Origin of the sequence: Paenibacillus sp. FSL R7-0312 (assembly GCF_038004445.1) — a bacterium.
GTDB lineage: Bacteria > Bacillota > Bacilli > Paenibacillales > Paenibacillaceae > Paenibacillus_AQ.
The window spans coordinates 6,922,133-6,934,821 of record NZ_JBBORE010000001.1 but is presented as its reverse complement, the minus strand read 5'-3'; the positions used below and the strand labels follow the sequence as shown (position 1 = coordinate 6,934,821).

The window sequence follows — 12,689 nt, the reverse complement described above, 5'->3', positions numbered from 1 at the left end:
GAAAGAGGGAGAAGTATGCAAGATAATATTGATCTTTTGCTGGATCATCCGCTGGGAGCGCTGCTCGGCTACTTCACTGTGGCCATATTGGGTCTGGTGGTATTCCTGTCCTTCTTTGAAATGGTGACTAAATATAACTGCTGGGAAGAAATCCGCAAGGGGAATGTGTCCGTAGCGATGGCAACCGGAGGCAAGATCTTCGGCATCTGCAATATTCTGCGCTTCAGCATTGAAGCGGGAGCATCGATCTATGAGACGATGAAATGGTCGGTTGTGGGTTTCCTCCTGCTGCTGCTGGCGTACTTCCTGTTTGAATTTCTAACCCCCGTCTTTTCGATTGATGACGAGATTGCTGCGGATAACCGGGCCGTGGGACTGACAGCACTGCTGATCTCCGTTTCATTGTCCTATGTCATCGGCGCCGCTATATTTTGATTTAGGGAGCAGGAAATTATGAAGATTCTGGTTCGGGTTCTGTTCATTTCCGCTCTGGCGTTTATAGCGGCCGGGATTATTTATTTAATGTTGCATTGAAAGTGAACCTAATGTGAGGAACGAAGGAGATTATACAGATGGAAACGACAATATGTCCTTGGTGCCATACCGAGATTGTATGGGATGAGGAGTTTGGCCCGGAGGACACTTGTCCTCATTGCAATAATGAGCTTAGCGGTTACCGCACAATTACAATAGGTGCTGACGATCTTGAAGATGAAGAGCTGGACACTGAGGACGCTTCCGTACAGGAAGAGGTCAGCGACGAGGATCTGTGGGATGACGACGGTGACAAGGATAGTGTGGTTCCCATATTTAATACGCTGGTCCAGTTCGGTGATGACTATGATCTGACGCGTTATGAGCAGAGTGTCGCCAGCTTGCTGGCCGCGCAGCTGGAAGCACCGGAATGTCCGCAATGCCATGAGCTGATGCTTCACTCCGGCACTCAGCAGGTAAGCGGATTTACCCCGGCAACGCCGGAAGCGCTGGGCGGCGGACCGGTACTGAAGCCGCCGTTCTCGCTGAATCTGTTCGTATGTCCTTCCTGCTTCCATGTGCAGCACAGTCTGGCACAGGAAGACCGCATTCAGCTTGTGCGCAATCTCAGCACTGCATCGGAGTAAGCTTCCGATTCATGCTTTCCCTGTAATTTGGACATGTTATGTTTACATGAGATGTCCAGAATAGCAGGGAGGTATAGCATGAGGAGGTTATTACGGAACCAGGCGGCGCTGCTGCTCGCTGTGGGCGGGCTTTACCTGCTGGCTACGGTGCTGGCAGGTACTTTTTTGAACGTATATTTGTGGAAAAGCCGGCAGAACTTCGCCATGATCGGCTGGTTTACGGTTGCCCAGCAGCTCGCAGTCGGACTAAGCTTCTGGCTGGGCGGCAAATGGGTGAAGGAGCATAACAAAATGAATGCCCTGCGGCTGGGAATTGCCGTTTCGGGCTTTTTTTATTTGCTGGTGCTCTGGCTGCGCGGAGAAGCGGTGCATTATATCTGGCCGCTGGGACTCATTCTCGGTCTTTCCATCGGGTTCTACTGGCTGGCTTTTAATATTGTTTTCTTTGAGATTACCGAGGCGGACAACCGCGATTTCTTCAACGGCTGGATGGGACTGCTGGGTTCGCTGACGGGCATTGTAGGTCCGTGGGTGTCGGGTAGTCTGATCTCCTTGTGGCATGGGGACAAGGGCTACCGTATTGTGTTTATCCTGTCCCTGTGCATCTATGGAGTGGCTGCTGTACTCAGCTTTGGGCTGGAGAAGCGGCCGCGCGGCGGAACTTACCTGTGGCTGGAGCCCTGGCGCGAGCTTAGCCGCAAGGAGAGTCCCTGGCGGCCTGCTGCGGCGGCGCTGCTGTTCCAGGGAGTACGGGAGGGCGTATTCTCGTTCCTGATCGGACTGCTGGTCTATATTGCCGCCCGTGAGGAGAGTAAGCTTGGGCAGTTCGCGCTGATTACCTCGGCAGTTTCTTTGATCAGCTACTATGCGGTCGGCAAATGGTTCAAGCCTGGAACCCGCTTCAGGGGGATGCTGGCAGGCAGTCTGCTGCTGGCCGTTTTCATTCTGCCGCTTCTGTGGAAGGTGAATTACGCCACGCTGTTAATTATGGGTATTGGAACCTCGCTGTGCATCCCGCTCTACATGCTGCCGATGACGTCTACCAGCTTCGACCTGATGGGTGTCTCTGAAGAGAGTGCCGGCAAACGGGTGGAGCTGGTTGTGCTTAGAGAGCTGAGTCTGATGACCGGGCGGCTGATGGGGCTGCTTGTGTTCATTGCTGTGCTGTCGGTCAATCAGTCCCCGCAGGCTGTCACTTGGCTTATGCTGCTGCTGGGAACGGCTCCGCTGGGGGGCTGGCTGGTGCTGCGGCGGTTGCTTAAGCAAGGAGCCGGGCTTAAGCATAACAAGATAACTTGAGCTGAACAGATCCGGGTGCAGGTGCTGAACCGGCTTGGATCTAGCCGGGATATCCTGCTACAAATGTTATTTATGAGGAGGCATGGCATCCTTGGCCAAGAAAAAAAGCTACAGCCTAAGGACAACGGTAGCGGTGATGGTATCTGCCGTCGTAGTCCTGGTGCTGCTGGTCTTATATATTATATTCCGCAATCAGATTATTCCCCAGACCCGGCATGCGCTGGAGGATAAGGCCATTACGATTGCCCGCACGATTGCCCTGATGCCGCTGCTCTCAGAGGGCTTAAGCAAAGGGGACAGCAAGGGGATTCAAGCCTATACCTCCAAAATTACACGCCGCAATGATATATTGTTTGTAGTGGTGATGGATATGAACAGCATCCGGTATTCTCATCCGGATGCCTACAAGGTTGGGCTGCCCTTCGTGGGAGGCGGGCAGGAGGCTGCGCTGCGCGGACAAGAGAGCATCTCCGAAGGAACAGGAACGCTCGGAAATTCGCTGAGGGCATTCGTGCCGGTCTTTGACGGCAGAGGTCATCAGCTCGGGGTCGTAGTAGCTGGACTGTCGATGGACAGGGTGCAGCGTCTGGTCAGGCAGAATGAATGGACGATTATTGCCATTCTGGTCTCAGGCGCGCTGCTTGGAGCCGGAGGCGCCTTTGTTCTGGCCAGGAGGATCAAGCAAATGATATTCGGCATGGAGCCTGCCGATATTTCCAGACTCCTGCAGGAACGCAGCGCCATGCTGGAGTCCATTCGCGAGGGGATTATTGCGATTGACCAGGAAGCGCGCATTACGCTTATCAATATGGAAGCGCACCGGCTTCTCAAGGCGGCAGGGATCAACGGCGCTGTTGTAAACCGGCAGATTGCCGATTATTGGCCAGAGCTGCGTCTGGAGCATGTGCTGGCCAGCGGGGAAGGCAGGCAGGACCAGGAGCTGGAGCTGGGCGGTATCTCCCTGCTCGTAAGCAGCCTGCCGGTCCGCGTAGGCGGCGAGATTGCCGGAGCCATCGCTACATTTCGTGACAAGACTGAGCTGGCAGTTCTGGCCGAACGGCTGTCGGGTATTTCTGTCTATGCAGACGCCCTGCGGGCAGGTGCCCATGAGTTCATGAACAAGCTGCATGTAATTATGGGCATGACGCATATGGGCTTATATGACGAGCTGCAGCAGTATATTCTGGGAACGGCAAATAACTACCAGCAGGAGATCGGGGCTATCACGAGACAGATTAAAGATCCGGCTATGGCGGGTTTTCTGCTGGGTAAGCTGAGCCGGGCGCGCGAGACGGGAATTGAACTGCTGCTGACTGCGGACAGTTATCTGCCGGAATCGGCAGATTCGCAGGTTATTCATGAGCTGATTACCATTGCCGGGAATTTGCTGGACAATGCGATGGAAGCGCTGGGCGGGCCCGGGCCTGACGAACACAGCAGAGATGTACACAGCAATAAGCGCATCGGACTTGCTTTTCACTATGAAGAGGGAAGGCTGCTGTGTGAGGTTAGCGACAACGGACCGGGGATTCCGGAGGCACTCCGGGAGCAGATCTTCGTCCAGGGCTTCTCCTCCAAGGGGGAACACCGGGGGATCGGACTGTATTTGGTCAGGAAGAGTGTAGACAAACTGCAGGGACATCTACAGATTTCCGCCTGCGGCGGGCAGGGAACCACGTTCATCGTTGATGTGCCATATACGGCAAAGGGTGAGGAGAGCCAATGAACATTAAAGTACTGATTGTAGAAGATGACCCGATGGTAGCGAAATTCAACCGCCATTATCTTGAACAGATACAGGGCTTCGAGTTCGCGGGCTGGGCGGCTTCAGGAGAAGAGGCCTTGAAGATGCTGGCGGAACAGGAGATCGATCTCCTGCTGCTGGATATCTATATGCCCCGTACAAGCGGGCTTCAGCTGTTGTCCACGCTACGGGAGAAGGGGAGCAAGGCGGATATCATCGTGATCTCTGCCGCCAGCGATAATGCGAGCATCCGCAAGGCGCTGCAGAACGGGGCTGTGGATTACCTAATCAAGCCATTTGAGTTTGCACGTTTTCAGGCGGCTTTGTCGGCATACCGCGAAGACTTTCGGTTAATGCACAAGGAGCATCTGAGCCAGGAACAGCTGGATAAGCTGCTGCGCCATTCCGTTCCGGAGGCTGAAGAAGACAAGATTGGGGCGCAGAGCCTGCCCAAAGGTCTTACCGAAGGCACACTGGAGAGCATCTGGGATACAATTAAGCAACTGCAGAACCCGGTATTCTCCACTGAAGATATCAGCAGCCAGGCGCCGATCTCGCGGATCTCCGTCCGCAAATATCTGGCTTTTCTGACCGAGGCAGGCATTCTGGAGATGGAGCTCAGCTATGGCGCGGTAGGCAGACCGGTATATATGTACAAGGTGAAGCCGGAGGGGAAGGACAATATAAGTAAATATTTATAAGCGGCAAGCGTGTTAGCGGGGACCTTCGGGTCCTTTTTTTATCATTGCGTGCGTGGCTGAGCACGTTCGTATAGCCTGTGAAAATTGAACAGTGTGAAAAAGAATCGGTATCCTGTTTCTTTGGAGCTTAATTGCGGGTTCAGGTACGCGGAAGCTTCCCTCCATACTGCGCCCGCAGCTGCTGGAGCTTGTCAAGATTGCTCAGGTTATGATCCCGGCCCACCAGTCCTACACCGAGAATCAGATTCTCAATGATGTAGATAGGGCCGACCATTGAATGAAACTCCCAAACCTCGCCTCTTCCTGCATACAACACGATATCTGCATCCTGTGACCGGGGATATACAAGTCGGTCAGTGATCAGAATGACCTGATAAGCTGCCTCCCGTGAATGGTCCAGAATCACCTCGATTTCGGGTAACAGCTGCACAAATCCAAAAACCAGTACCACATCCTGTTTGTCTGCATGCATTAGGGTCTCCAGCAGCTCGTGGCCGCTCGGAGCCATCCGCTTCATCTGAAGACCAAAGCGCGCCATCCGGTAGATCATCAGTTCAGCCAGTCCGCCGCAGGGGCCGGGACAATAAACATATACAATCCGTGCAGCAGACAGACTGTTTACCGCAGACTGCAGGGACGTCTCATTCAAATAACGGTGTGTCTCCTGCAGATGGTGAAGGGAATTATTCAGCAGCAGCTGGGGGAGTGAACTTTCATCGGATCGCTCCATTGCGTCACGCATTTTGACCGAGGGCGTAGATTCGAACCGGAACCGTAGCCGGTTTTTGAAATCCTTGGCATGCTTGTAGCCGGCTGCTTTCCAGAAACGTGAGACGGAGGCGATGCTCAAATGGAGCTCGTCAGCAACTTCCTGCTCTGTCATATAGACAACCCGCTGCTCATTCTTCTGGATAAAATCGGCGATGATCCGCTGGTTGGGTGAGAACGGGCGGTGATTCCAGTCTTTATACATATGCGTTTCCTCCGGATGTATCCTTTTTACACAATATAACGCTTGAAGATGTTGTAAATATTTTTACAGCGTTAAAAATTTTGAAAAAAATATTACTCCAGCTTAACAAATGGAAAAACCTGTGCTGACATGGCCTTTTTATAATAAAGATAAATTCCTGTAGGGAGGCCACCTGTTTATGAGCACGTTAAAGACCCGCTACACGCTGACCCAATCTCAAAAAATGATGATTTTTGTGCTGTCGATGTCGCTGTATGGTTTGTCTAATATGTTTACGGAGCTAGTGCCTAGCATCCAGTTGGGTCCGGTTGAATTGTCGATTGAATATTTCGCTTTCATTCCTCTGACCTTATGTATGCTGTTTCACCCGTTGTATGCAGCTGTTGGAGCGGCTGTCGGTGAAGTGATCTTTGGTGAGCTGATGCTGGGTCAATTCGGCGGACTGGGCGAGCTGGAGAAATTCATTACCTTCTCTCTTGCGATGTATACAGCAGGCCTTATGGTATCCGATCCTAAGAACCGCAGACAGGTAGGCGTAGCCGCAATTACCGGAGTGGCGATTCACCAGTTTTTTAGCTCAGCGGTAGATATCTTGAAGGTATGGGTCGGTGTGGAGGAACTGGAAGCGGTTAAGGGTCTGGCGGAAAGTATCGTCATCATCGAAGGTGTCGGGTTTCTGAATGATGTGCTGTTCTCGGGCATTCTGTTCGCCCTTCTGCCTACGATGTATCTGGTTCCCCGCTTATACGGCAAGATTGAGCCGCTGCTCGGCATGAAGCCGCGTGAGCGGAATATGAAATACGCATCCGGGGTCTGGCTGTCGCCAAAGCTTGTCATTTCAGGTACGATTCTGATCATGGTTGCGCTGGGTTCCGAATTGTTGTCGGAATCAGGCTGGAACTTCGGTGATTTTGAATTTGCCTGGGCTGAATCAGGTGAGGAAAAGCTGATCTGGCTGAGTATGCTGGTTGCCGTCATCATTGCGGTTGTGACCATTCTATCGCTAATCCGGCGTGCTGCACGCAGGCGTCAGGAAGGAGGACAGGCAGATGCATGAACTGGTCCTGGAGCTTAGAGGAGTGTCCTTTACTTACCCGGGGGCGGAACAATCTGTACTGCGGGATGTATCTCTGCAACTGGAGAAAGGGGATTTTGTTGCCGTGATCGGCAGCAACGGATCCGGCAAATCCACGCTCTGTAAATGCTTCAATGGATTAATCCCGCATTATTACACAGGCGATTTCGCCGGAGAAGCGGTGATTTGCGGTCAACCGGCGGAAGGGCGGAGTGTCGCTGAACTGTCGAGGCATATCGGTTATGTCTATCAGGACTTCGAGAACCAGCTGGTGCGTCCGACCGTGCTTGATGATGTTTCTTTTACCCCGCTGAACTATGGTTTTGCGGACTACAAGGAACGGGGAGAACGGGCGCTGGCGTTGACCGGACTTAGCGAACTGAGAAATGAATTTATCTGGCAGCTTAGCGGCGGGCAAAAGCACTTGCTTGCTCTCGCGGGAGCACTGGCAATGGATCCGGAAATACTGGTCATAGATGAGCCGGTTGCCCAGCTTGATCCACAGCATGCACGTCATATCTATGATATCCTGCGGCAATTGAATGAGCTGCACGGGAAGACCATCGTAGTCATTGAGCACCATGCCGAATTTATAGCAGAATACTGCAGGAACGTTATCTTAATGGATAAAGGATCCATACGCTGGCAGAAGCCGGTGCGTGAAGCTTTGTCCTCGGTACAAGAATTGCTGGAGCTTGGCATTTATCCGCCGGATGTGACCAGAGCTGTCTGGATGCTGGAGGAGAATGACCGGAACGCAGGACCGTTCCCTTTGACCCCTGAGGGGGGGCTTGCCCGGATGATCCTCCGTAAAGGGCCGGCTGGACAGGCCGGGTCCGCCTATCCAGTCTGCGGGCAGATCCGCACAGGCATGGGGGATGTGGATTCTATCGTTAAAATGAAGGATGTTCACCTGTCGTACCGCACGATTCACAAGACACTTCATCCTGTTCTGAACGGGGTAAAGCTGGAGCTGAAACACGGGGAATCGGTAGCCCTTATCGGGAATAACGGTGCAGGGAAATCATCCTTAATGAAACTGATTTCAGGTATTGCCAGACCCTCCTCAGGAACGGTTAATGTGAAAGGCATAGAAGTCAATGGTGTGCCGCCCGAGCGCCTGTCCGGTACGGTTGCTTATGTATTTCAGAATCCGGAGGATATGTTTATCGAGGATTCTGTACGCAAAGAAATCTCCTATTATCTGAAGGCCCGGAAGTTAGCGGATACAGACCGGAGAGTAGAAGAGATGCTCCAGGCGTTCCGGCTTAGTGAGCTCGCTGAGAGGGATGCCCGTCTGCTGAGCGGCGGTCAGCAGCGGCGGGTATCCCTGGCAATCGGTGCCGCTATCCGCCCTGCAGTTATGCTGCTTGACGAGCCCACCGCGAATCTGGATATTTCGACCAAGCAGGAAATGGTTAGCGTCCTTGAGACATTGCGGAGCCATGTGGAGACGGTGGTAATCGCCACTCATGATATGCAGCTTGTGTCTGAATGGGCCAGTAGAATTATTGTTATGCATCAGGGACAGATCATTGCTGACGGAACGAAGGATGAAATATTTGCTGACGGAATGCTCTTGAGGCGTGCCGGATTGGCAGAGACACAATTAATGAAGCTAAGCCGCATACTCGGCCTGCCGCGCATTTGCTGCAGCCTGGACGAGTTTGTGAGCCAAGTGGAGCTACAGAAGGAGGTGGCCGGAATCTATGGAGGCTGTTAAAAAAGCGCTGGACCGGATCTCTGTAGAACAGATCAAGCTGGAATTACTGGGGACCGCGTATAACAACAGCGCTACCTTTCTGGGCAGGCTTGACCCCCGGACACTGCTGTTATGGTATTTGTTTTTTGCCATCGTGCCCTGGTTTGTGCATAACCGGACAATCTTATTAGGAATGTTCGTGTTCATGGTCATAACAACTGTCCTGTCACGGGTTAGTCCGCTAATCATCTGTATCCTGTGTCTTGGCCTGACCGGACAGATCGGCTGGATGTTCGTGCTGACGCTTTTTTTCGGAGGGGGGAGTGAATCCCTGCTGCCAATGTTAACGCTGACGCTGAAGCTTTCTGTCATTTCACTGGCGAGCATCACTGTATTCTCCAGTCTGGATCCCGAACGGCTTAGTGACGGACTTTTATCCTTAGGCATACCTGATGCCTTTGCATTTAGTTTATCTTACGGTTATCGTATTCTGCCTACTTTGCTGGAAGAATTCCACCAGATATTGTTGTCCTTCAGACTCAGGGGGCAAAGACCGCATCGTCACGGGGTGTTCTACTGGAGAACAGTTGCGTATTATTTGCGGATTGTGGTGCTGGTCTTCTACCCGCTCATGCTCAATACAGCCAAACGGTCGCGAACCACGATTGAAGCACTGGAGACACGTGGATTCAGCTACGGTCTCAGCAATCCGAAGGTGAAGAAGATCAAGCTGTCCTATTTGCGGATGAAGAGGCCGGACTGGGCTTTTTTATCCGGTTCAACGATTTACATTATACTGCTGTTCTGGTTTGGAACCCTGTACCCTGAGCTGGTGTATTAACCTAATCTGCAAACTTAAAAGGAGCCTAACCTATATGAATATTGATCTGCACACACACGGAAAATTGTCTAAGAAATCAGCATTTTCCCCGGCGTATTTCGCAGAAATGATGTCGGAAGCTAAAGTGAACGGACTGCAGGCAGCCGCTTTGACAGAGCATTTTAATACTTCTAATTTCTTCGCAATGTACGAGGCACTGGATCAGATGTATCCGTATAACGGACATTACTATGATGTGGACGGGCTGAAGCTGTTTCCGGGAATGGAAGTGGATATTGCCGAGACAGGCCACATCTTGCTGATCGGGCTTAAGGAGAATGTTCTTGCTGTCCGTTCTTTGCTGGAAGATTACACTGCTCAGTGTAGCTTTATTCCTTTCAAAAGACTGCTGGATCTGGCGGATGAATTCAATCTGTGGAAAATAGGGGCCCATCCGTTCCGCACCTCTACTCCACTTCATCATTTAGACCTTCAGCTGCTTAAGCGGCTGGATGCGTTTGATTTCAATGCTAAAGATATTTACGTGCAGGGGGCTGAAGCCTACAAGAACCTGATTACGCCATTTGCAGAGAAGATTGGCGTTCCTGTGGTTGCCGGCAGTGACAGTCATCAATGCCTGCAGTATGGCAGCGTAATAAACCGGCTACATGTATCCTGCTCTACAGTTGAGGAATTGAAGGAGGCTATTAAGCAGGGGGACTATGAGATGGAGCTTTCACCGTGTCTCCATACCAAGGTGAAGGCTTCGGTCATGATGAAGAAGCTGCTGAAGCAGCTTGCCGGCGAAGTGCCTTCCAGGGATGAAGCGGAGATTGGCTATCTGGCTTAAAGCGGCCCTAAAATATTATGAAGTCATGTCCGGACTCCTCCGGCCATGACTTCATAGGTAATGTCTTCTATGCTTCCGGGGATGATTTACGCTACGCCTTGCGGTTTTAAGCAAAAGCCAGCTTCAATGCCTGCGGATGGAAGGAACCCATAATTTTATAAGCTTTCAAATGCGGATTGTTCATATCATTATCGTAAATTATCATATGCTGCCCGCCTTTGAGAATGATATCAAACCGCTGCTTCCGGTCAGCCTGTACGATGGTAATATAATAGCTGTATTTGTTGTCTGTGCTTACATTCCGCGCTGATTTCATTAACCGGACGTCGGCGAAATCATCACATATTTGTTTGATGGCCTCAGGCTCCGTAACCACAATATCCTTCTGTTCACCGGGAACAGAGGACAGACGGGTGATTTCAAGGGAGGCGATATCCTCCAGCCGGATGGTTCTGGACACCACTTTGTTGAAGGAAGTGTAACGGTTTGCTGTATAGGTCATTAGAGAAACACCAGCTGCGGTCAGGATGGCGCCGGTAAGCACATATTTTTTGCTTTTGTCCATGGTTCAGTTCCTCCTACTCATACGAATGTGTAAGTCCCAATTATAAAACTATAAACTTCCGTACGCAAATTCACTTACTTTAGTTACTTAATGATTTCTTTAATTACGTAAGCTTCCAAGGACAGCCCTTTTGCCGCTATGCTAATTGTGAAAATATGCACAAGGGGGCAAGCATTACTATGAAAAAGAGATTTGCAGCGACTCTTATACTCGTTCTTTCCGTTATGCTGGTTATCGCAGGCTGCGGTAACAACAATGCGGGCGGCAGTGTCAATGAGAGCAAGGGTAAGAACAGCGCAACCACAGAGCCTGCAGCAACCACTGCACCTAAAGAGACAGCCGAAGCCGTATCGGGAGCATCCGAAGCGAGCTATACACCGTACGATCAGTTAAAAGATAAATATGATATCATCATTGTCGGCGCAGGCGGTGCCGGAATGTCGGCAGCGCTGGAAGCCAAGGCTAACGGCATGAACCCGGTTATTCTCGAGAAAATGCCGGTTGCCGGCGGTAATACTACCAAATCCTCTTCGGGTATGAACGCTTCGCATACGAAGTTCCAGAAGGAGCAGGGCATCGAGGACACCAATGATCTGTTCTATGAAGAGACGCTAAAAGGCGGTCACGACACGAATAACAAGGAATTGCTCCGTTTCTTCGTGGATAATTCCGCAAGTGCCATTGACTGGCTGGATTCAATTGGAATCCGTTTGAACAATATTACGATTACCGGCGGAATGAAAGAGAAGCGTACCCACCGTCCCGAAGACGGTTCAGCAGTCGGTCAATATCTGGTTGCAGGACTCGTAAGAAATGTACAAGAGCAAGGGATTCCATTGTTCGTTAATGCGGACGTGAAGGAACTTACAGTGCAAGATGGCAAGGTGAACGGTGTCAAGGTGCTGTTTAACCAGGCCGATGAGAAATTGATTACTGGAGCAGCAGTTATTGTTACAACCGGCGGTTTCGGTGCGAACAAGGAATTGATCTCCGAGGTTAGACCTGATCTGGAAGGATTAGTAACCACGAATCAGATCGGCAGCACCGGCGACGGCATCAAGATGATTGAGAAGGTTGGCGGCACAACGGTGGATATGGATCAGATCCAGGTTCACCCGACAGTACAGCAGGAGAAATCCTACCTGATCGGTGAAGCTGTGCGGGGCGAAGGCGCAATCCTTGTCTCAAGCACCGGCAAACGTTTCGGTAATGAAATGGATACCCGCGATAAAGTGACGGCTTCCATCAATAAGCTTCCAGAGAAATCCGCTTATCTGGTATTTGATTCCGGTGTGAAGTCCCGTGTCAAAGCGGTGGACCAGTACATCAAGATGGGTGTTGTCAAAACAGCGGATACCACCCGGGCGCTGGCAGAACAAATGAATGTTCCGGCAGATCAGCTGAAAACGACCATAGATACCTGGAACAGCGCAGTGAAGAATAAGTCGGATGCGGAATTCGGCAGAACTACAGGTATGGACAATGATCTATCCGGCGCACCGTACTATGCGATTCAAATCGGCCCGGGAATTCACTACACCATGGGCGGTGTGGTGATTAACACCAATACAGAGGTCTTGAACAAAGACGGCAAAGCGATCACTGGACTTTTTGCAGCAGGCGAGGTAGTCGGCGGATTACACGGCCAGAACCGGATCGGCGGGAACTCTGTAGCCGAGATCATTATTTTCGGACGCCAGGCAGGGATCAAATCTGCTGAATTTGTAAAAGCGCAATAAGCTATTATTCCATATTATCGGGTTTATCATAAAAAGGGATGCTCCGCAGCCATCAGGCTCGCGGACATCCCTTTTTGCATGTGCCTTTTGCTGCTCCCGC

Annotated in this window: 12 protein-coding genes; 10 read left to right on the top strand and 2 right to left on the bottom strand. The window is 51.3% G+C overall.

Translation table 11 applies throughout. The features are described from left to right. The first annotated feature begins 15 nt into the window (after positions 1–15). From MKX70_RS30105 to MKX70_RS30085, 5 genes are all read left to right on the top strand, one after another. Positions 16–435 (top strand): DUF350 domain-containing protein, encoded by a 420-nt coding sequence (locus MKX70_RS30105; RefSeq protein ID WP_340841440.1) that lies wholly within the window; start codon positions 16–18, stop codon positions 433–435. Between the two features lie 137 nt (positions 436–572). After that, positions 573–1,121, top strand: a complete 549-nt coding sequence (locus MKX70_RS30100) for a hypothetical protein (RefSeq protein ID WP_076242632.1) — start codon at positions 573–575, stop codon at positions 1,119–1,121. A gap of 78 nt (positions 1,122–1,199) precedes the next feature. Then, the gene (locus MKX70_RS30095) at positions 1,200–2,420 is read left to right on the top strand and encodes an MFS transporter (RefSeq protein ID WP_340841439.1); all 1,221 of its coding nucleotides are present in this window, start codon (positions 1,200–1,202) and stop codon (positions 2,418–2,420) included. A 91-nt stretch (positions 2,421–2,511) separates the two neighbouring features. After that, the gene (dcuS, locus tag MKX70_RS30090) at positions 2,512–4,146 is read left to right on the top strand and encodes a DcuS/MalK family sensor histidine kinase (protein WP_340841438.1); all 1,635 of its coding nucleotides are present in this window, start codon (positions 2,512–2,514) and stop codon (positions 4,144–4,146) included. After that, positions 4,143–4,865: a response regulator gene (locus MKX70_RS30085; RefSeq protein WP_340841437.1), complete on the top strand. Its 723-nt coding sequence runs from the start codon at positions 4,143–4,145 to the stop codon at positions 4,863–4,865. Before dcuS ends, MKX70_RS30085 begins: the two co-directional genes overlap by 4 nt. A gap of 139 nt (positions 4,866–5,004) precedes the next feature. Here MKX70_RS30085 and MKX70_RS30080 read toward each other — a convergent pair whose 3' ends face one another. Then, on the bottom strand, positions 5,005–5,838 hold the full coding sequence (locus tag MKX70_RS30080) for a MurR/RpiR family transcriptional regulator (protein WP_340841436.1): 834 nt from the start codon (positions 5,836–5,838) through the stop codon (positions 5,005–5,007). A 178-nt stretch (positions 5,839–6,016) separates the two neighbouring features. Here MKX70_RS30080 and MKX70_RS30075 point away from each other — a divergent pair, with 178 nt between their 5' ends. Genes MKX70_RS30075 through MKX70_RS30060 form a run of 4 tightly spaced genes read left to right on the top strand, consistent with a single transcriptional unit; the run spans position 6,017 to position 10,285 of the window. Further along, the gene (locus tag MKX70_RS30075; protein ID WP_340841435.1) at positions 6,017–6,895 is read left to right on the top strand and encodes a cell division protein FtsQ; all 879 of its coding nucleotides are present in this window, start codon (positions 6,017–6,019) and stop codon (positions 6,893–6,895) included. Beyond that, positions 6,888–8,636: an ABC transporter ATP-binding protein gene (locus tag MKX70_RS30070; protein ID WP_340841434.1), complete on the top strand. Its 1,749-nt coding sequence runs from the start codon at positions 6,888–6,890 to the stop codon at positions 8,634–8,636. The genes MKX70_RS30075 and MKX70_RS30070 overlap by 8 nt, the downstream gene beginning before the upstream one ends. Beyond that, positions 8,623–9,456: an energy-coupling factor transporter transmembrane component T family protein gene (locus MKX70_RS30065; RefSeq protein ID WP_340789092.1), complete on the top strand. Its 834-nt coding sequence runs from the start codon at positions 8,623–8,625 to the stop codon at positions 9,454–9,456. The genes MKX70_RS30070 and MKX70_RS30065 overlap by 14 nt, the downstream gene beginning before the upstream one ends. Before the next feature lie 34 nt (positions 9,457–9,490). Beyond that, positions 9,491–10,285 (top strand): PHP domain-containing protein, encoded by a 795-nt coding sequence (locus tag MKX70_RS30060; RefSeq protein WP_340841433.1) that lies wholly within the window; start codon positions 9,491–9,493, stop codon positions 10,283–10,285. Between the two features lie 106 nt (positions 10,286–10,391). Here the strand turns inward: MKX70_RS30060 and MKX70_RS30055 are convergent, their stop codons facing one another. After that, positions 10,392–10,850, bottom strand: a complete 459-nt coding sequence (locus MKX70_RS30055) for a hypothetical protein (RefSeq protein WP_340789086.1) — start codon at positions 10,848–10,850, stop codon at positions 10,392–10,394. Positions 10,851–11,029: 179 nt separating this feature from the next. Between MKX70_RS30055 and MKX70_RS30050 the strand changes: the two genes are divergently transcribed. Then, positions 11,030–12,589, top strand: coding sequence for a flavocytochrome c (locus MKX70_RS30050; RefSeq protein WP_340841432.1), 1,560 nt, complete (start codon positions 11,030–11,032; stop codon positions 12,587–12,589). Positions 12,590–12,689 lie beyond the last annotated feature (100 nt).

Coding starts and splice junctions, on each gene's coding strand:
- MKX70_RS30105 (WP_340841440.1), top strand. CDS start 16: ATGCAAGATAATATTGATCTTTTGCTGGATCATCCGCTGGGAGCGCTG.
- MKX70_RS30100 (WP_076242632.1), top strand. CDS start 573: ATGGAAACGACAATATGTCCTTGGTGCCATACCGAGATTGTATGGGAT.
- MKX70_RS30095 (WP_340841439.1), top strand. CDS start 1,200: ATGAGGAGGTTATTACGGAACCAGGCGGCGCTGCTGCTCGCTGTGGGC.
- MKX70_RS30085 (WP_340841437.1), top strand. CDS start 4,143: ATGAACATTAAAGTACTGATTGTAGAAGATGACCCGATGGTAGCGAAA.
- MKX70_RS30080 (WP_340841436.1), bottom strand. CDS start 5,838: ATGTATAAAGACTGGAATCACCGCCCGTTCTCACCCAACCAGCGGATC.
- MKX70_RS30075 (WP_340841435.1), top strand. CDS start 6,017: ATGAGCACGTTAAAGACCCGCTACACGCTGACCCAATCTCAAAAAATG.
- MKX70_RS30070 (WP_340841434.1), top strand. CDS start 6,888: ATGCATGAACTGGTCCTGGAGCTTAGAGGAGTGTCCTTTACTTACCCG.
- MKX70_RS30065 (WP_340789092.1), top strand. CDS start 8,623: ATGGAGGCTGTTAAAAAAGCGCTGGACCGGATCTCTGTAGAACAGATC.
- MKX70_RS30060 (WP_340841433.1), top strand. CDS start 9,491: ATGAATATTGATCTGCACACACACGGAAAATTGTCTAAGAAATCAGCA.
- MKX70_RS30055 (WP_340789086.1), bottom strand. CDS start 10,850: ATGGACAAAAGCAAAAAATATGTGCTTACCGGCGCCATCCTGACCGCA.
- MKX70_RS30050 (WP_340841432.1), top strand. CDS start 11,030: ATGAAAAAGAGATTTGCAGCGACTCTTATACTCGTTCTTTCCGTTATG.